The sequence below is a fragment of the Diaphorobacter caeni genome (assembly GCF_015354245.1).
Lineage (GTDB): Bacteria > Pseudomonadota > Gammaproteobacteria > Burkholderiales > Burkholderiaceae_C > Diaphorobacter_A > Diaphorobacter_A caeni.
The window spans coordinates 255,468-272,553 of the sequence record NZ_JADKYZ010000009.1 but is presented as its reverse complement, the minus strand read 5'-3'; the positions used below and the strand labels follow the sequence as shown (position 1 = coordinate 272,553).

General features: G+C 60.6%; 24 protein-coding genes. 6 read left to right on the top strand and 18 right to left on the bottom strand.

Going from position 1 to position 17,086, the window contains the following annotated elements; genetic code table 11:
* Positions 1–260 precede the first annotated feature (260 nt).
* From ISG32_RS21850 to ISG32_RS21770, 17 genes are all read right to left on the bottom strand, one after another.
* Positions 261–1,346 carry a tyrosine-type recombinase/integrase gene (locus ISG32_RS21850; protein WP_194773139.1) on the bottom strand — a complete coding sequence of 362 codons (1,086 nt, stop codon included), beginning with the start codon at positions 1,344–1,346 and terminating at the stop codon, positions 261–263.
* Positions 1,321–1,605 carry a hypothetical protein gene (locus ISG32_RS21845; protein ID WP_194773138.1) on the bottom strand — a complete coding sequence of 95 codons (285 nt, stop codon included), beginning with the start codon at positions 1,603–1,605 and terminating at the stop codon, positions 1,321–1,323. The genes ISG32_RS21850 and ISG32_RS21845 overlap by 26 nt, the downstream gene beginning before the upstream one ends.
* A complete protein-coding gene (locus tag ISG32_RS21840) occupies positions 1,598–1,807 on the bottom strand; it encodes a hypothetical protein (protein ID WP_194773137.1) in 210 nt (69 codons plus the stop codon). Before ISG32_RS21840 ends, ISG32_RS21845 begins: the two co-directional genes overlap by 8 nt.
* Complete coding sequence (locus ISG32_RS21835) at positions 1,804–2,178, bottom strand: VVA0879 family protein (RefSeq protein ID WP_194773136.1); 375 nt, start codon at positions 2,176–2,178, stop codon at positions 1,804–1,806. Before ISG32_RS21835 ends, ISG32_RS21840 begins: the two co-directional genes overlap by 4 nt.
* Positions 2,175–3,044 (bottom strand): hypothetical protein, encoded by an 870-nt coding sequence (locus ISG32_RS21830; RefSeq protein WP_194773135.1) that lies wholly within the window; start codon positions 3,042–3,044, stop codon positions 2,175–2,177. The genes ISG32_RS21835 and ISG32_RS21830 overlap by 4 nt, the downstream gene beginning before the upstream one ends.
* Positions 3,045–3,261: 217 nt before the next feature.
* Positions 3,262–5,184 (bottom strand): DNA cytosine methyltransferase, encoded by a 1,923-nt coding sequence (locus ISG32_RS21825; protein WP_194773134.1) that lies wholly within the window; start codon positions 5,182–5,184, stop codon positions 3,262–3,264.
* On the bottom strand, positions 5,181–5,807 hold the full coding sequence (locus ISG32_RS21820) for a 3'-5' exonuclease (protein ID WP_194773133.1): 627 nt from the start codon (positions 5,805–5,807) through the stop codon (positions 5,181–5,183). Before ISG32_RS21820 ends, ISG32_RS21825 begins: the two co-directional genes overlap by 4 nt.
* A gap of 68 nt (positions 5,808–5,875) precedes the next feature.
* Positions 5,876–7,792, bottom strand: a complete 1,917-nt coding sequence (locus tag ISG32_RS21815; RefSeq protein ID WP_194773132.1) for a YqaJ viral recombinase family protein — start codon at positions 7,790–7,792, stop codon at positions 5,876–5,878.
* Between the two features lie 13 nt (positions 7,793–7,805).
* Positions 7,806–8,756, bottom strand: coding sequence for a recombinase RecT (locus ISG32_RS21810; protein WP_194773131.1), 951 nt, complete (start codon positions 8,754–8,756; stop codon positions 7,806–7,808).
* A 302-nt stretch (positions 8,757–9,058) separates the two neighbouring features.
* On the bottom strand, positions 9,059–9,700 hold the full coding sequence (locus ISG32_RS21805; RefSeq protein WP_194773130.1) for a hypothetical protein: 642 nt from the start codon (positions 9,698–9,700) through the stop codon (positions 9,059–9,061).
* A complete protein-coding gene (locus ISG32_RS21800) occupies positions 9,697–9,978 on the bottom strand; it encodes a hypothetical protein (RefSeq protein WP_194773129.1) in 282 nt (93 codons plus the stop codon). Before ISG32_RS21800 ends, ISG32_RS21805 begins: the two co-directional genes overlap by 4 nt.
* A complete protein-coding gene (locus ISG32_RS21795; RefSeq protein ID WP_194773128.1) occupies positions 9,975–10,250 on the bottom strand; it encodes a hypothetical protein in 276 nt (91 codons plus the stop codon). The genes ISG32_RS21800 and ISG32_RS21795 overlap by 4 nt, the downstream gene beginning before the upstream one ends.
* A gap of 44 nt (positions 10,251–10,294) precedes the next feature.
* Positions 10,295–10,525 carry a hypothetical protein gene (locus ISG32_RS21790; protein WP_194773127.1) on the bottom strand — a complete coding sequence of 77 codons (231 nt, stop codon included), beginning with the start codon at positions 10,523–10,525 and terminating at the stop codon, positions 10,295–10,297.
* 210 nt (positions 10,526–10,735) lie between these two features.
* Positions 10,736–11,029 carry a hypothetical protein gene (locus ISG32_RS21785; RefSeq protein ID WP_194773126.1) on the bottom strand — a complete coding sequence of 98 codons (294 nt, stop codon included), beginning with the start codon at positions 11,027–11,029 and terminating at the stop codon, positions 10,736–10,738.
* 216 nt (positions 11,030–11,245) lie between these two features.
* Positions 11,246–11,629, bottom strand: a complete 384-nt coding sequence (locus tag ISG32_RS27920; RefSeq protein WP_407645087.1) for a nucleotidyltransferase family protein — start codon at positions 11,627–11,629, stop codon at positions 11,246–11,248.
* A gap of 11 nt (positions 11,630–11,640) precedes the next feature.
* On the bottom strand, positions 11,641–11,934 hold the full coding sequence (locus ISG32_RS21775; RefSeq protein WP_194773125.1) for a hypothetical protein: 294 nt from the start codon (positions 11,932–11,934) through the stop codon (positions 11,641–11,643).
* A 15-nt stretch (positions 11,935–11,949) separates the two neighbouring features.
* On the bottom strand, positions 11,950–12,723 hold the full coding sequence (locus ISG32_RS21770; protein ID WP_194773124.1) for a helix-turn-helix transcriptional regulator: 774 nt from the start codon (positions 12,721–12,723) through the stop codon (positions 11,950–11,952).
* An 83-nt stretch (positions 12,724–12,806) separates the two neighbouring features.
* Here ISG32_RS21770 and ISG32_RS21765 point away from each other — a divergent pair, with 83 nt between their 5' ends.
* On the top strand, positions 12,807–13,061 hold the full coding sequence (locus ISG32_RS21765; protein WP_194773123.1) for a helix-turn-helix domain-containing protein: 255 nt from the start codon (positions 12,807–12,809) through the stop codon (positions 13,059–13,061).
* Between the two features lie 56 nt (positions 13,062–13,117).
* On the opposite strand, the gene ISG32_RS21760 is transcribed toward ISG32_RS21765, so the two are convergent.
* A complete protein-coding gene (locus ISG32_RS21760) occupies positions 13,118–13,369 on the bottom strand; it encodes a hypothetical protein (protein ID WP_194773122.1) in 252 nt (83 codons plus the stop codon).
* A gap of 557 nt (positions 13,370–13,926) precedes the next feature.
* Between ISG32_RS21760 and ISG32_RS21755 the strand changes: the two genes are divergently transcribed.
* The 5 genes from ISG32_RS21755 to dnaB are packed head-to-tail and all read left to right on the top strand — an operon-like array spanning position 13,927 to position 17,068.
* Positions 13,927–14,310 (top strand): hypothetical protein, encoded by a 384-nt coding sequence (locus tag ISG32_RS21755; protein WP_194773121.1) that lies wholly within the window; start codon positions 13,927–13,929, stop codon positions 14,308–14,310.
* A complete protein-coding gene (locus ISG32_RS21750; RefSeq protein WP_194773120.1) occupies positions 14,307–14,468 on the top strand; it encodes a hypothetical protein in 162 nt (53 codons plus the stop codon). The genes ISG32_RS21755 and ISG32_RS21750 overlap by 4 nt, the downstream gene beginning before the upstream one ends.
* Entirely contained in the window at positions 14,468–14,773 is a 306-nt protein-coding gene (locus ISG32_RS21745) for a hypothetical protein (protein ID WP_194773119.1), read from the top strand. The genes ISG32_RS21750 and ISG32_RS21745 overlap by 1 nt, the downstream gene beginning before the upstream one ends.
* Positions 14,766–15,662 (top strand): DNA-binding protein, encoded by an 897-nt coding sequence (locus tag ISG32_RS21740; RefSeq protein WP_194773118.1) that lies wholly within the window; start codon positions 14,766–14,768, stop codon positions 15,660–15,662. Before ISG32_RS21745 ends, ISG32_RS21740 begins: the two co-directional genes overlap by 8 nt.
* On the top strand, positions 15,659–17,068 hold the full coding sequence (dnaB, locus tag ISG32_RS21735; protein ID WP_194773117.1) for a replicative DNA helicase: 1,410 nt from the start codon (positions 15,659–15,661) through the stop codon (positions 17,066–17,068). Before ISG32_RS21740 ends, dnaB begins: the two co-directional genes overlap by 4 nt.
* The last annotated feature ends 18 nt before the right edge of the window (positions 17,069–17,086 follow it).

Below are 17,086 nucleotides of genomic sequence, written 5' to 3'. Positions count from 1 at the left end.
CTGGCAATGAGTCAGAAAAAGAAAAAGCCTGCTATCTTTTCAGAAGCAGGCTTTTTAGGCTTTGCGCCGTGTTGTTGGTAGGACGTACAAGATTCGAACTTGTGACCAACGGATTAAAAGTCCGCTGCTGCAATCATGCTCGATACGTTGGCTGGATTAGCTTTCACCTTGCGGATGTCTCATATTTTCTGAGGTTGTCGGGCGCTGTTTGCCTATGGGCAGTCGGCCTAAATCACTGGATATGAGACACAAAAACCTCCCTATTTCAGCTTGAGATTCAGCTCGTTTGGCTGTGCAGTGGCGTTCCAACGAGCCTTGATGTACTTTTCGGTGGTGGATTTATCAGAGTGGCCGCAGAGCAACTGGATCTGCTCGATGGGAGTTCCGTTCAACCACATGTCGGTTGCACCCTTGCCTTTCATGTCGCGGTAACCAAACGGGAGCATTTCTTCCAGGCCTTTCTTTCTTCTTTCGGCATTGACCTTCTGGATCGCTTTGGTGAGCATGGATGTGATGCCTGAATATGTGTAGCCCTCACCACTTTGCGTGTGCACGAGAGGTTGATTCATCTGCGGGTTCGGACCTGTCGCTCGATTGATCAATGCCTCCAAGGTCTCCGTCATCGCAATTTTCAGTTTGGTCTTCGTTTTGCCTTGTTCGAACGTGATGATGCGAGCACCGGAATGCGGGTCGCGAATCAGGACTTTGGGCGTCCAGTAGATGATGTCGCTCTCCGGTCGCTGCAACGTCCGATAGGTGAGCTCCATGAGGATGCGCACTTGTGGGCCTGCTGCATCCCAAACCTGTTGGTATTCCTCGTGTGTGACGTACCGCTCCCGTTTTGATTCCGAGTTTTCTTTCGTGCCGCTCTTCTGCATGCACGGGTTGATTTTGAGGGTGGTTCGGTTCGTTCTGATCAGCCACGAGATGCACGAGCTCAAGCAGGCTTTTTCTCGATTTGCCCGCACTGGACGATCAGCCTTCGCGCCAGCATCGAGGTAGGCTTGGATGTGGTGCGGCTCTATGTGCTCAACCAGCATGGAGCCGAAGAACACCTTCAACGGCACGGAGTCTTTGGTGTAGTCGTCCTTTGTTCGCTTCGCCATGTCGCCAGCCGCAACGCGACTCTCGCAATTGACCAGGAACTGATCGAGCCAGTAGCTCATGGTTCCGTAGTTGTCGGAAGGACTGTTGTAGATGTTGGCGCGCGCTTTTGCCTTTCTTACGTCTGTCCCGACGTGCTCCCAGCGACCATCGCGATGCCGATAGTAGAACGCGCCGTGTTTGAACGCGAGGCGCGTACCGGCCAGGCCGAATGGATCACCGTCCTTGCGTGCGCGTCCCATTTTTTCGCTTTTGGAAGAAGTCCTGAAGGCCTACAACGTCGGGTTGCGACGTGCTTGATTTTGTTTCCTGATCGATGAGTTGACCGCCGGTCATGACACGTTCGAATTCTGCACGCGCGACAAGAGGTCGACCATTGGCCTTGCGCTTCACGATGAGCCCGAGCCGCTGCAGGTGCTTGCACTTGGCGGCGCCTACCTGAAGCGGGGCGCAGATATCATCGATTTCCGCGTCGGACAGATATGCTGACAATTCAGCCATGCTGGGCCTCCCGCTGTTGTTTGAGTCGGTAATTTCTGCGCAATTGGGCTTTGTCTTTGGCTTGCTGGCGACTGCTCGCCCACACCTGGAACACTTCGCAGTCCTTGAGCCGCTGCGAATCGGGCGCTCCGCCGACTGTCCATGAGCCGTTGGGAAAGCGGGCTACCGTCCATTGTTGGATGCCGAGGAATGAGGTGTTCATATCGACGATCCTGCCAGTGCGGCTCGATGCATTTCAGCCTCAACATTTGTTGCCAGCTCGAAGTGCGGATGATGTTTGCCGTCGGTCGTGACCACCTCCATGCGGTGCGTTTGGAGTAGGCCGCCCAGCGTCCAATTGCAGGGCCGCCCATCGGGATCGCGGCGCGGAGATTCGGCACCGGTGAAGCGGCCGATGCACGAAAAACCAAGGTAGCGTTCCACGGCGCCGAAGTCTGCGCCTGCACCAGCAGCGATCAGTTGTTGAGCCGATTGCATGGTGCCGCACATCGGGCACCTGAACACGATCTGCTCGCGATTTGAAGCTTGGGCCTGACAGGCAGCCTGAAATTCTTGGAGGGTCATTGTTTTCATGCGGCGCCGCCTTTCTGTGTGCGGTCGAGGCGCTCAATCTCGGCAAGGCTGAGCGCGGCTGACTTGACCAGCTCGCGTCGACGGTCTCCCGTGTCGACATCCCAGCCGAGCGGCACTATTGCATCGCCCCATGTGTCGCCATAGCCAGTTTCGGCCGCCGACCATTCGCGCACGCCCTCGGGCATCGCGTAGAAACATGTCAACGCTGCGATCTCGTCGTTTACGTGCTCGTCGTCATTCTCCGACGTCCAACCCTTGACGCTGATCTGCCGCTGGCGCTCCGCAACCACGTCGCGCGCCGCTTGCGAGAGAGCATCTAGCGCATCCGCAGGGGATGCCTTGGTGGCGAGTACGCGGCCAGCCGTCTTACCGCAATCAAAGATCACTTCGTCGCGGCTCATATCAGCCTTCGCGGTGAAGCCCCCGCAGCACGTTGGGCAGTACGTCACAAGAGCATCGAGCTTGCCGACGTGATCGCGCCAGAGTTGGGCATCTTCGATCGTTTGTGCATCTGGCGCAGGCTCTGCCTTGGTGGTGGTAAACAAAGGCTGGCAACGCTCCTTCAAGCCCGGCGGCGGCTCGGTGGTAAACACTTGAACGCCGCCCAGCCTGTTCGTGTGTAGCCACGCCACCGGCTCCACTGCAGCGGGTGTCTGCGCTCGGGCTGCGCGGCCTGCGTCGAGTTTGGCGATGATGGCGTCCGCGATCTCGCCAGGGGTGTCGGATTCGCCCACAGGCTCGAAGTCTTCTTCGCTCATCGTTCCGACGTTCCAAGCATCCCAAACGCGGTTGCAGTGGTATGTGCCCTCCAGGTGCTCAGCAATCAGAGTGGTGAGTGCTTCTTTGTCGATCATGTCTTTGGTCATTGATTGCTCCATCGAATGCAACGGGCAGCGACGCAGCGGCCAGATGTGACGCCTTCGGCGCTGACGGTGTAGTTCAAACGGCTCTGGCACCGCGGACACGTCATGTGACCGGTGAGCGCGTCAGCCGGGCGGTAGGTGGGCGGCGCGCAGTGGGTGTTCTTCACCTCAGCGAGTGCGCGGCCGATGTGTGGGGCGAGGGCGGTGAATGCGGCGGTGGTCATTGCTGCGCTCCCTGTGCCACACTGATCGCCGCCACCATCGGCTGCACCCAAATCGGTGTGCTGCCGAGGACGAAGGTCTCGCCATTGCGCGCCAGCAGGATGGTCTGTCCCATCACCGTGCCGATGGCCTTGGCCGCCTTTCTCGGGACAGCGTTTCCGATGGCTTCGCGCCAGCGCTGATCGCTTCCGCCGTCGAGCACGAACTGTTCGCCGCGCGCCGCCGGGCCGGTGGCTGCGAAGTACTCTTCGGGGTCGATGAAGCTCTGCAGAGCCGCGAGCTCGAGTGTCGTGAAGGGGCGATGCCAGGTGCCGTCCAGCGATTGAATGCGAGCCACGAGCTTGTCGTTGGGTGCAGGCATTGCTGGAACATTTTTCACAACGCTGCGTTCCAGTTGTGTTCCAACTGCAGCGGAAACCGCGCCAGTCAACGATTCTGCTGGAACGCCGTCTGGAACGCGTGGGTCAGCGACGCACCATGGTCCGTTGTCATGGCACGCCGACGCGCTCACGGCGCCCGAGGATTCGGCATACCGCACGACGCCATAGTGACCGCCGCCATGGAAAGCATCGCCTTTCGTGCGCTGCATGCCGGGCCGTGGATCGGCAACAGCGAAAGCGCCTTGACCCGTGGTGCTGCCCGCGATCACGGTGCCGGCCGCTTGGTCGTAAGCGGTCACCGCATACTTGGCGAAGGCCTCGCCCGCCTGGCGCGGGTCGGCAATGGCCTGCCCGGTGCCGTGGGCACTCGTCACTGCTCGCGCTGCGCGGTCCCACTGGACAATGCGGAACTCATTCGAGTGCTTGGCCGGGCCGTCGTGGCGCGGGTCGGCGACGCTGTACGCGCCCTGAAGCGGACCCTGCTGGCCAGCGACTGTACCGGTCGACTCTTCCCAGCGGCGCACTCCCAGCGCTTGTCCGTCCTTCCATTTTGCGGACTGTTCGAATCGAGGATCTGCGATGGCGAAGTTGCCATTGGTGGGCAGGCCTCTGCTCGTGACTGTACCTGTATGCTCGTTCCAGCGATTCACACCCAGCATGCCGCCGTGCATCTCGGGCACTACGAGGTAATCGCGGAGATGTCCATTCTCAACAGCGAGACGACCGAGACTGCGCCAGTCGCTGCCAGCCTCCACGAATGCGAGGCGTACCCACGTCTTCCACTGCAGCGCCGGCATGCGGTGCATCGGACCGCCGAGAGGATCACCGGGCAGCGGCATGTGGCCGAGTACTTCACCGACCGAGCGCAGCGCGCGGCGGGGCGGCTCGTAGAGAAACGGCGGAACCTTCTTGGCGTGGCGCGCGACGAGCAGGAAGCGGCGACGGCTTTGCGCGAGGCCATCACCGAGCTCGCCGCAGTCGTGTGTCGTCTCGGCCGTTGCATAGCCGTAGTGCTGCAGCATGCTGATGATCTGATCCAGCAGATGGCGGCCGCGCGTCGCAATGCGTGGCACGTTCTCGAAAATGATCAGGCCTGGCGGGTTGTCGGCAAAGGCCTCGAGCATGAGCCATACGCCGCGCAGCGTGAGCTGATTGAGCGCCTGGTACTTGACGGTCGATGCGTGCGCGGCGGCGAGCAGCCCGCTGAAGCCTTTGCAGGGTGCCGACAGGAAAACGATGTCGGGCATGTAGCCGTGAGCCGCTTGGCGAACCGTGTCGGCCGAGGCCTCGACCCAACCCGGCGGCGGCATGTGCCCGTGCCAGGCCTTGTACTGCTCGATGTCGAACAGATCGACGCACGCCTGCGGCACGCCGGTCATGGTTTTGAAGTCGGCGCAGGCGCGGGCGTCAACATCAATGCCGCCGACGCAACGCATGCGGCCCTTGATCGTGCCGATGTCGGGCGTGGCGTCGTTGAAACCGGCAGCGCCGGAGCCCGCGCCGCCGAACAGGTGGAAGTGGGTGATTTCCTGCGCGATCATGCGAACGCCTTTCCGACTGCGGCTTGATCCTTGATCGCAAAATAAACCGCCATGCATGCCTGCACATCTGCCATGGCGCTGTGCGCATCCACCAGATCCTTGCCGGTGAAGAACTTGTATGCCTCGCCGAGGTTCGCGCTCTTGTGGTGATTGCGACGTGCAGCGATCATCTTCGCGGTGGGCGGCAGCTTGAGGATCGGCGTCGAGAGGATCTGAGTGCACTCGGTCTTGCCTGCTTTCCAGTTGTCGCGCTGCTGGTCGTCGCAGACCGTGGTGAAGCGGTGCTGTGCAATGCGGATGATGCGGGCATCGAACGATTCGTTGTGCGCGATGCGCGGGCGGCCGGCCCACATGCCGAGGAACATCTCGAGTGCCAGGTCTTCGTGAACACCGAGGTCCACGGCCTTCTCGGTCGTGATGCCGTGTATCTTGGCGACCTCGTCGGGGATCGTCCAGCCGTCGGGCTTGATGATCACGTCCATGCTGGCCAAGGTCTTGCGTGTGTCGAGGTCGACGAGGCAGGCGGCGAGCTGGACGATGTGCGGCTGGGCAGGATGTTCCGAGGGCTCGCTGAAGAGCGGCAGGCCGGATGTCTCTGTGTCGAAGAAGATTGCGGTGGTCATGTTGATTTTTTCAAGTTGAATTGGAGGTGGCCTACCGGCATCCATCAGGACGCTTTCGACCGGGGTGATCAGGCTGATGCGCGTTCGTCCAAGTACCGCTCGGCGACGGCGCTCAGGTGCTCGATCGCTGCTGCGCAGATAGCGGGGAACTGGATCTCGTGATAGAGCGGGTTGCCGCGTTCGCGCGCCGCGGGCGTGATGCCGAGCGTGTTCAGACCTTCTTCGGAGATCTTGAACACCTGCAGGCGCTCATTGATTACGCCGATCTTCAACGTGGGCGTCCCTGTTGGCGCTGCCGACGCAGCGGCAGGAGCGACGGCCGAGGTGCGCTGCGCGGTGCTGATCGCTTGGCGTGCATCGACACCTGCAACGACATCAGCGCGCACGTCACGCGCGAGACTGCTCAGATCGTTGAGAATCGCTGCGGGCAGCGCTTCCGTGGCGCGCGCTTCAGCGATTCCTGCCTGGGCCTCCTGTTCGGCGCGGATGGCGTCTGCGCGCAGCTGTGCATCAGCGGCAGCAGCTTCGTCGCGCAAACGCTGCTCTTCACGTTGCTGCTGCTCAAGACGTGCGCGGGCCTCGCGATCGGCTCGCTCCTGTTCCTCGCGGCGGATCTTCTCGCGCTCGGCATCGAGGCGTGCCGCTTCCTTGGCGTCGTGCTCGGCGATGCGTGCACGCGCCAACGTGGCCACGTCGTCATTGGTCTTGAGCACCAGCTGCGCGGTGTCGGCGAACAGGAATGCGTGCTGGCTGGCGATCTCGCGCAGCGTGTTCAGGTTCAACTGGATCAGGTCGGCGGCTTCGTTGGCGGCGATCTTCGCGCGCGCCAGTTCGGCGTTGATAGACGATTTCAGGCTTTCGACGGTGCGCTTGTTTTTGATGGCGCCCGCGAAGTCGTTGGAGATGGTGGGCATGTAGGGCTTGCCGAGGCGCTTGTTCAACGCGGCGATGTGATCTGCCAGCGCTTGTCTGCCGCGTTGCACCTGGGCGAGTTTGATGCGATCCTTCTCGGTGGACAGCAGCTTTTCGGACGTCAATCGGTGCTCTCGCGCCAGAGTGCGCAGCATGTCCTTGGTGCGTTTGAATGCCGAGAGCACCGATGTTTGCGAGAACGCCTGCTCCTCCGAGGCATCGAGCGCATCCTCAGCCTTTTTCAGGGTCTTGATCTGCTGTTCGAGGTTGGCGAAATCTTGATCTGTCTCGGGGGATGTGATCAGGCGGCGTTCCACGAAGACACGCAGAGCCTTCTCAAAGTCGGGCAGGTTGTCGGTGAGGGTGAGTTCGCCATGGACCTGCGCGTAGACCACGGGCAAGTCGGTGACCACTTCTGCCACCACCTTTGGCGCTGGGTCAGCGGTTGCCGGATTGAAGGACTGCAAGTCGAGCTTGAACTGAGCCCAACCCGCAACGATCTTTCCGCGCAGCTCGAGATCCGGGAAGTACCAGCAGTGCTGGACTTCCAGCAGCGTGCCGTCGTCGGCCCACTTCGATGCCGTGAACAGCACTTGGTCAGCTTGAGCTACCGCGAGCTGCTGCTCCATCTGCACGCGATAGAGCAGTGGCAGGCATCGGCCGCCAGCGCTCTTGCGATGCGCGGGCTCGATTGTCTCGATGTCTGCGAACGCCTTTCGAAGATCTTTGTTGAGCGTCTTGTGCTCCCAGATCGTCTCGCCCAGCATAGTCAGGCCGTCCAGGCTGGCCGACAGTTCACCATCGGAGCCGACGACGGGGAACAGCTCCTCGCCGAGCATCTGCACGGCCAGCGTGCGAGCGTTTTCTTCAAAACGATGGCCGGTGTCGAAGATCTTCTGCGTTGCTGCATCGACCTCGGGCACGATGCCGGTAGCGACTTCGCGCAGCAGCTGCTCGCGCGTCTTGTAGGGCGAGCAGCTCATCATGGCCGGCGCGTCGCTGGCGTTGAAGTGCTGCGCGCGGTAGGCGTGCCATTCGGGGGAGCCTTGAACGAGGTTGTCGTGTGTCTGCATGGTCGGGTCCTTGTCAGTTGAGTGCGGCGAGGCGGGATTCGTAGAGCGCTTCGAGGTGTTCACGCGCGGCGGAGGACGCGCCATCGATCAGCGCGGCGGCGTCGTTCAGCTGGTCCATGTCGGTGGCGGCGTTCATCCGCTTTTCGATTTCCTCGGCGGTGGCCCATGCAGGCTCTTCGGCATCAGCTGTTGCTGCGGGTGCGGGCCGGTTGCGGATGAGGTTTTCCTGATCCGGGGAGAGGGAGTACTTGGTCTTGGCGCGGCCGATGATCTGGTCGGCACTGGCGCGGCCAGCTGCGATGGCCTGATGCCAGGCGGGCAGGTTCTTCTCGAAATCGGCGGTGGGGTAAGGGTCGAGCTGCGGTGCTGGCGTTGGCGCTGATGTGACCTCGTCGACGGGGCCCATGAATTTTTCAGTGGGTTCGTCTCGGACTTCTTCGGCTACGGGCATGCCGCGCAGAACATCTGGGAACACGTCGCGCAGTGCGAAGGCGCGGGCGCGCAGCTGCAGCATGCGCTTCGGGTACTGGGACCACGGACCTTGCTTGCCCAGAAGGCCTGCCTGCTTGGCGTCATCCATGCTGTACGAGCGGAACTGTTCCGGCTCGCCGCGGCGCTTGACCTTGCAGATTGCGGTTTTGCCGTCGCTCTCCTCGATGACGTACTCGCACGCCGGGCTGCTGCGCACCAGAGCGATCACGGCGTCGCCCCACAGCGCAGGACGGCCGTTGATGATGGCGATGTTCTGGATCGCCTGCAGCGGCTTGAGACCGAGCTCGGCGCCCCATTGCATGGCGATCAGGCAATTGCCCGGCTTGCCCTTGAAATCCTTGGGCACCAGATCGCTGTCGGCGAGGTAGCCGCTGAAGGTGATGGCTTGATCGAAGGTCTGCGGGCTCAGGTCGAATTGCTGACGGGGCGAGACCGTCAACGCGTTGTTTTCAGTTCGAGTGGTCGTGTTCATGGTTTGAGTTCAAGTGCAGTTGGTGATCGGTATTTCGCAGCAAGGGGATGCGGCGGTCCTGGTCTTTGCGGCTTGGCGTGCCCACGTGCCACTGTCCGCAGACAGGACACCGGTACTCGCCGAGTCGGCTATCACGCCGGCGGCGACCGCGCTTGGCGGCCACCTCGGCGTGTTCTCTGGTGAGCACCACCTTTCCAGTGGGGCATTCCATGGCGCGTCTCAGAAGCGGTAGAGGTGGGCAGCGGCGAACGCCACGGATGCAGCGATCGAGGCGAACCAGCAGGCGAGGGCAGTGGCGAGCTTCATGGCTGCACCTCCCGAAAGTCGTAGACCCAGACCCATGGATTCGCCATCACGCTGCCGTCGCCGTTGATCGATTCCCACAGGCTGAAGAAGCTTTGGCGCGGGTCGTCGCTGTGGTAGTGGCTGGTGTCGGCGAGGCCATAGCTGCCATCGGGATGCCGGACGATGCCCTCGGCCAGCGCGTCGTTTCTGCTGATGTCCTGCAGGCGCTCGACGCGGATGCCGTGGATCTCGAGACTGAGGCGCGAGGCCCAGCGGGGCATGTGGATGCTCGGGCGCCAGCGTTCGCACAGGCGGCTGCGCAGGGCTTGCTCACCATCGGCAGCGAACACGACTGGCGCGTCTTCGTCGCGTGCGCTGCTGATCGCGTCCAGCCCGAACGCCCAGGACTCGCGCACCCAGAACTGATCGCCGGGACGTCCATTCGGACAAGCCTGTGACCACAGGACTTCGGACACGGCAGCGTCCAGCTCCACCTCGTGCATGACGACCTTCTCGTCACGGAAGCCAGCGGACACGATGTGGAAGCCGTCGCGGCCCAAGGGCTGCTCACCCTTAACGAGGCGACGTGTCTGCGTTTTTTGACCGTCAAGAATGGCGCGGATCATCGGCGCAGAGAAAAGGATCGGGCGCTCTTTCATTGCTGCACTCCTGATGCAGTCACGGTGCGCGGTGCGTCCACGTTGCGCAGGCAGCGCAGGGACTTGTCGTCATCCCAAACTGCCGTGCGGTCTGGGCCGCAGACCTGCTGCCCGGCCCACTCGCGTGAGTTGAGTGCGTCGGCATCTTCCTGCTCGGCGATGGCCTGCACGTCGGGCGTGTTGGCATCGGCGCGGGCGTCGTCATCCTGCGCCCAGCACATGACGCTGATGATCGCCATGATGATGGCGGCGTTGATGAGGTTGGAAGTCGGAATCATGATGCGACTCCCTGAGCCCACCGCGCTGACTCCTTCATCATTTCGTCTGCCATCAAGTAGCAGATCTGCGCCACCGTCTCGCGCCCTGTGGGCGAGGCAAAGGTGCCTGTATCGCGGACGTTGGACCCACACATCACACTAAGTGCATGCATAGCGAACTGGTCTCGCTTTGTGATTTGTAGCGCGCCCATACCGTCTTCAAGACGATGCTCCACTTCGCGACTGAAGCTGCGGCGGTTCTTTGCTGCTAGTTCGTTGAGTTCCTTGATCAAGCCAGGACTCATTCGGACAGAGCAAACTTGCTTGGTGTCCGCACTCATTGCAGCAACCCCAGCGAGCGGGCTGTGCGGCCCTTCACCCAAGACTGGCCGGCCTTGACCGGCACGCCATGGCGCCGCGCAGCTTGAGCCGTTGCACTCGATGCGCCGTAACTGGCGATGACCGTGCAGGTCTCCACGTCGAAGACGTAAACGTCGTCGTCGTTGAACGACGGTTCGACGCGAGGCGCTTGGGCGCTCTCGGCTCTCTCCACCACTTCGTTTTGCATGAAACCTTCTCCTGGTTGGGCTCGGGGCCAACCGGAGGGATTTCTGGTTGACCAACGCTGTGTGCTGCGTTGGATGTATTATTAGTTGCGCTTGTTTAAATAGTCAATAGCGGCGCTTGTTATTTGAGTGAAGTTTTTTCGAGCGCTCATGAGGCGAAAAAAAGCCGCCTCGACGGGCGGCAAAGAGGGCTGCGAAGAAGAAACAAAAAATTAGGCCAAGCGGACGTCGAAGTGCGTCTCTTCAGTCGGGCGATAGCCGCCGAGGGCGATCTGGGTTGCCTTCGCGTATGCATCGGCGAAGGACTTTGCAAGCTGCTGCGCCGTGGTGGAAAGCGCAACGTCACCCTCGACGGCTTCCTGGTAGGCCTTGTGCGCACGCGCCATCTGGTCTGAAGAGTGGAACTGTTTGGCGAGGATGTTGGTGAACTTCATCTCGGCCGCCGAGATTCCTTCGGCGGACATCTTGTTGGGGGCATCACGAAGTGTGGCGCTGATTGAAGACATGACTCACTCCTGAACTGGATAAATAAACAGTGGTGAGTATCGCAAAAGACTGTTTGTATGTACAGTATTTTTCGCAACATTCTAGAGGTTTATCGATGAGCGTCATGGCAAAGGTGACAGTGAAAGTCTTCAGCTGCTCTACACGCATTCGAGTGTGCGTGGAGCGGCATGGCTGGTTCCATAGCTTCGAAGTCAAACTTAAGAATGGCGAGTTGCCTATTGGCTACGCGAACGATCCAGAGATTTTGGCTGCCTATAGACAGGTGCAAGCCGCCGCTGACAAATGGCGGAATAGGCAATCTTCCCGTAGTAGCGATGGAACAACTCCAGATTCACTTCCAGCATCGGCCAGTGAGCTCGAAACCGGTTTCTTAGATCCTCTTCGAGTCGCGACCCATGACGCATCCAGAAGGTGAAAATTCCCCAGTGATCGATCGCTGATGGCGAAATCTCTATTGCGACGTCTAGATCGCTGCCGGGGCATGGAGTCCCGTAGGCATAACTCCCAAAAATCCATGCCCGTTTCACTTCATCTCTGCAGCGTGCCCATTGCAAAATCAGATCTTTGAAATCGGCGATTGGCGTCGCTACTTCAGGCACAACGACTCGATTCAGGCCAGCAGTGCTTCCAGCACCACCAGCCGATGCGCATAGGTCTCAGCGTCGTACATCATGCGGTCGCGAATGATCGTGCCCACACTCACTGGGCCGTAGTAGATGTTGAAGGCCTGGGGTGCGGGCTGGTAGAGCTTGGCCGCCTCGCCGATCACGTCCGCGATGGTCGGCTGGTAGACCTCGCCAAGCAGCTCCCGACCGTCGAGGATCCGGCCGTGGTATTCGCTGGAGTCGACCTTTTCGATTCGGAGGCTGGGGATCACGTTGAACGCCAATTTTTTCGATAACACTGAGTCTTCTGAGTTCTAACCTTGGCGGAGCGTCCACCATGCCTTGACGCGACCAGCGACGTTGACGGTGTCGGCATAGCGGCGAAGGTCAATGCGCTCCTCATCTGGGAACTCATCACGGTTATCGCTCTTGAGCACCAGAGTTCCATCAGACAGGATCAGTGCGCGTTTCAGAAGGAATCGCCCATGGACGTCAATCACGTAAATACCCGGGATGTCGATTGTTCTTTCGCTGATGTCGACAAAAACAAGATCGTTGTCCTGAATGGTGGGCTGCATGCTCTGTCCGCAACCCGTGAGAATCTTGACTCGGTCGTAATCTGCACTGCCTACTTTTTGGCGAACCCAGCTTTCCAAGACGTCCAAGTGGCGGACGATGTGGATCGGCTCGCCTACGGCGTTCCCTGGCCCCATTGAAGGTCGTGGAGATAGATGTTCCAAGCGCACATATCCCTCGGGTGGATGATCACGAGGTGAGACAGGAACACCAACTGGAGCCGGGGCTATGGATTGAGTAAACGAGGCGATTTCCGATGCTTGGCGAGCAAGGCGCTCGCTGAACGAAGCAATGTCACAACCCAGACCTCGCGCGAAACCTTTGGCAGCCTTCAAGCTGATGGCGGAGTGTCCATTGAGGAAGTGACCTACTGCAGCCTGGCTTCCGATTTCATACATTTCGCCAAATTCGGCCTGACTGAGACGGGGATGGCGTTCGTCCCAAATTGCTCGAAGGCGCTTGGACTCCTCGCGATTCTCATCAGTCAGAACAGCACGCTTTGGATCATTCATAACTAGCGAGACTAATAAACAAGTGCAGCTCCAGCAACAAGCGGCGGTATTGACATAAAAACAAGCGCAACTAATAATTGCGCATGCACAACCTAAAAGTCATCCGAGTGCGTCTCGGCATCACGCAGCAGGCGATGGCCGACGGCCTTGGCTGCACGCAAGCAAACGTAGGTCATTACGAGCGTGGTCAGGCGATGCCATCAGAAATGGCTCGGCGTCTGATTGATTTCGCAGGGACCCTCGGCCTTGTGATTGGGTTTGATCACGTCTATGGCTCCGCCTCGTTGCCCAAGCTCACTCAAACTGAGCCCACGGAAGAGGAGGCGAGTCATGGCTGACTCGAAGTCATCCACGACGCACCTCAATGAAGCCGACGTACGTCTAAGCAAACAGCTTAGAAGCGCTGTGCTGAAGATTGAGCAGAGAGCAATTCCAAGTACCCATTCACGATCACGTCGCGCGAGCGCTTGTTGTGTTCTGGGAGTGGGTCTTGCTGTTCTTCTTTCAGCAATTCTTCGTGGTCGACCTTCAAGTGCAATGCGGCCTGCGCAGCGTTGACGGATGGGAGTGTTCTGATGATTGAAGCCAATGCCATCGACAAGGCCTGCACACGTCCATCCAGCGAATCGATCAGTTCTTGCGTCATGTCCGCTCCTCTCGGGGTTGGTTGTTGGGGAACAGCCATTGTGCCCCGGGAGGTAGCGGGCACCTTTTGCGCGGAGGTCACCCATGGCTGACCAGCAGCTCAGGCGCCCCGATCCGAGCGAGCCGGAGGGCTCGGCTGTTCTGCCGCGCACGCCGTGGCCGAATCTTTCCGGCGGCGCTGTCATCGCTCTTCCGACGAACGAGGCTTTGCGAGAAGCACTGCGTGCATTTCGACCGACACCCGCGCCACAACGCGAGGAGTGCACGCATGCCTGATCGCTCCTTCGTCTGCACGGTCTCGCCACGCCACGCATCGCCGCGTGGTCACGACCAGCACCCAGTCGTCCCATTCGTACCCCTCGCTCGCAGCGTTGTAGTCGGCGCTGCAGCTTTTGCCCGGGCCTTCGGGTCTGGGCGCTTTTCTTTCGTGGGTTTCGTTGATTTCCATTCGACGAAATTTAATTTTTTTGCCTGCTTGGGATATGGCAACAGATGCCATGACGACTTGACATCGCTTGATATCTCTCAAGTGCGGCGCGTCGGAAAGGTATGCGAAGCATGACGACTGTCGCCCCAACTCAGATGACCTTCAGCTTCGAGCCGTCCCTGCCTGAACGCTGGCCGACGCTGCGCAGCTACATCGCGCATCGCACACCAACCCTGGCCAAGAGCGCCAAGGTGATCGCGGCCGACATGGACCTGAACCCTTCGACTTTGAGCCGGAAGCTCAATCCTGCCGAGGGTGACACCCAACGTTTCAACCTCGATGACCTTGAGGCCTTCCTTCAATCCACAGGTGACGCGCCAGCCGTCATCGAGTACCTGTGCGCCAAGTACATGGACAGCCCGGAGGCGCGTGAAGCGCGCCTGCTTAACAAGGTCGAACGCCTCGCGGAAGAGCTGGCGGCCGTGACCTCGCAACTGAAAGCCAACAAAAAATGAACGACATCCGACCACTGACCAACGAAGCCCTGTGCGTGATCGCGCAGACCGCCGCAGCTGACGCCGTCCCGCACGACGAAGCCAATCACTATGAGCCCGGCACGCACCAGTGGCAGGTGTTCTACGACGCGTACCACGCGGCGCTCGAGGTGGTGTGATGCGTGCATCCGTTGAAACTGCCATCGTTAGGCGCGCCGGCGAACAAGGCTCGGAGTTGACGCAAGTCTTCGTTGTGGACTTTGGCGAAGCAGCCATTCCACTACCGATTTCCGACGCTCACCGTGAGCTGCTCATCCAAATTGAAGGGATGCATCTGCACATGTCTCTCTGGAGCACCACAAAGGACGAGCACGAGGAATATGAAGCCCGCCGACACCAGGATCGCATGTACGAATTGATCAAGGGGCGGTCCCTTGAGATGCAGGCACGTATCGCTGCAGAGAAAGGACTGCCTCATGCGTGATTACGCAAAAGCGGTCCCGCGCATGTGGCACGGCAAGACCTTCAAGACCCTTCGCAAGTCTCCGGAGGGGCTTATTGTGGCCATGTACCTGATGACCTCGCCCAGCTCCAACATGCTTGGTCTGTTCGCGCAGCCGATTCTCTACATGGCCTACGAGACGGGTCTTGGTGAAGAAGGGGCTTCGAAGGGGCTTCAAAGCTGCATTGATGCCGGGTTTTGCTCCTATGACGCCGAATCAGAGTTCGTTTGGGTGCACGAGATGGCCAGCTACCAGATTGCCCCTGAACTCAAGGCCAACGACCTGCGTACGAAGGGGGTTCAAAGGGACTACGACGCGCTCTCCGAGAACCCGTTTCTGGGGGCGTTCTTCGACCGATACGCGGCGGCATTTCACCTTGAATATCGAAGGGGTGAAGAAGGGGCTACCCAAGCCCCTTGCAAGGCCCTTCGAAGCCAAGAACAAGAACAAGAGCAAGAACAGGAGAAAGAACAAGAGCAGGATAAAGAGCCTACGGCTTCGTCAGCGGCCAAGCCGCCGACCGCCGCCGTGCCGAAATGCGAGTTCGATGAAATCGTTGCGATCTACCACGACGTTTTGCCGAACTTGCCGGCAGTGAAGCTGGTCAGCGACAGTCGCAAAAAGGCGATGAAAAAGTGGTGGGACTGGATCCTGCGCAGCAAGAAGCCGAGCGGTGCGCGTCGGGCTACCACCGCCGATGAGGCGCTCGCCTGGATCCGCGAATACTTCGAGTTGGCCACGCACAACGACTTCCTGATGGGCCGCGGCGCGCGCAGTGCCGAGCACCAGAACTGGAAATGCGATCTCGATTTTCTGATCACGGAACGCGGCTTGCGGCACGTCATCGAGCGCACGGAGGTGGCGGCATGATCGACTTCGAAGAGCCCGGCACCGTCGCTTCGGCGGACATCGCCAGCGTGCCTGCGGAATCATCGCTGCTCGGCGGCCTGCTGCTGGACAACAGCCACTGGGATCGCGTCGGTGACCTGCTGGTGGTGAGCGATTTCTCGCGTCTCGCGCACCAGCTCATCTTCGGTGCCGCTGCGGCGCTGATCAACGCCTGCAAGCCCGCGGACGTCATCACGGTGTCCGAGGAGCTGCGGCGTCACGGCAGCATCGACGCGGCCGGGGGCATGGAGTACCTGCACGCGCTGACGCAGTATGTGCCGAGCGCGGGCAACATCCGCCGCTATGCGGAAACGGTGCGCGAATTGGCGCTGCGCCGCACGCTCATGGCTGCGGGCGGCGAGATCATCGAGATTGCACAGAATCGCAAGGCCACGTTTGACGAGACGCTCGAGGCCGCCACGTCGAAGGTGACTTCGCTGTTCGACAGCCGCGGCGCGGATGATGACTGGCAGGAAGCCGCCGAGGGCATGCAGGTGCTGATCGACCGCATCAACGAGCAGGCCAGTGGCACAGCCGTTCCAGACTTCACGCCCACCGGCCTGGCCGATCTGGATGCGCGCCTTGACGGCGGCCTGCGTGAGGGCGAGCTCGTGGTGATCGGCGCCCGCCCGGGCATGGGCAAGAGCGCATTGGGACTGTCGATTGCCGCGCACATCGCGCTGTCGCAGAGCCTGCCCATCGGCGTGTTTTCGATGGAGATGCCCAAGCGTCAGGTGTTCGCGCGCCTCATGGCGCTGGTCTCGCAGATCCACCTTGGCCGCATCAAGCGCGGCGAGCGCCTGACCGACGAAGACTGGCCGTACCTCACCGAAGCCGCCGACCAGATCTCGCGCGCACCGATCTCGATCAACGACCGCAGCGGCCTGAACATCAACCAGCTGCGCGCATCGGCCCGAGCGCTGCGCCGCCGCCGCGGCAAGCTGGGCGTGCTGGTGGTGGACTACCTCGGCCTCATGTCCGGCACCGACTCCAAGCAGTCCCGCGCCTACCAGCTCGAGGAGGCGACCACCGGCCTCAAGAGCCTGGCCAAGGAGCTGGGCTGCCCGATCCTGCTGCTCGCGCAGCTCAACCGCAAGGTGGAGGAACGCATCGATCAGATGCCGGTGCTGTCCGACCTGCGCGACTCCGGCTCGATCGAGCAGGACGCCGACATCGTGATCTTCGTGCACCGCCCGATCAAGGCCAAGCCGGATCTCGGTAGCGAGTGGCAGAACTACGCGAAGGCGTCGGTGGCCAAGCTGCGCGACGGCGAACCCGGCTACCTCGATCTCATGTACCACGGCACGCAGACACGGTTCTGCGACTGGCCGGCCCACGAGCCTGCGCCCACCAGTCAGGTGCGCGTGCAGCGCACGAAAGAACTCTGACCCTTTTCACCCCAACCC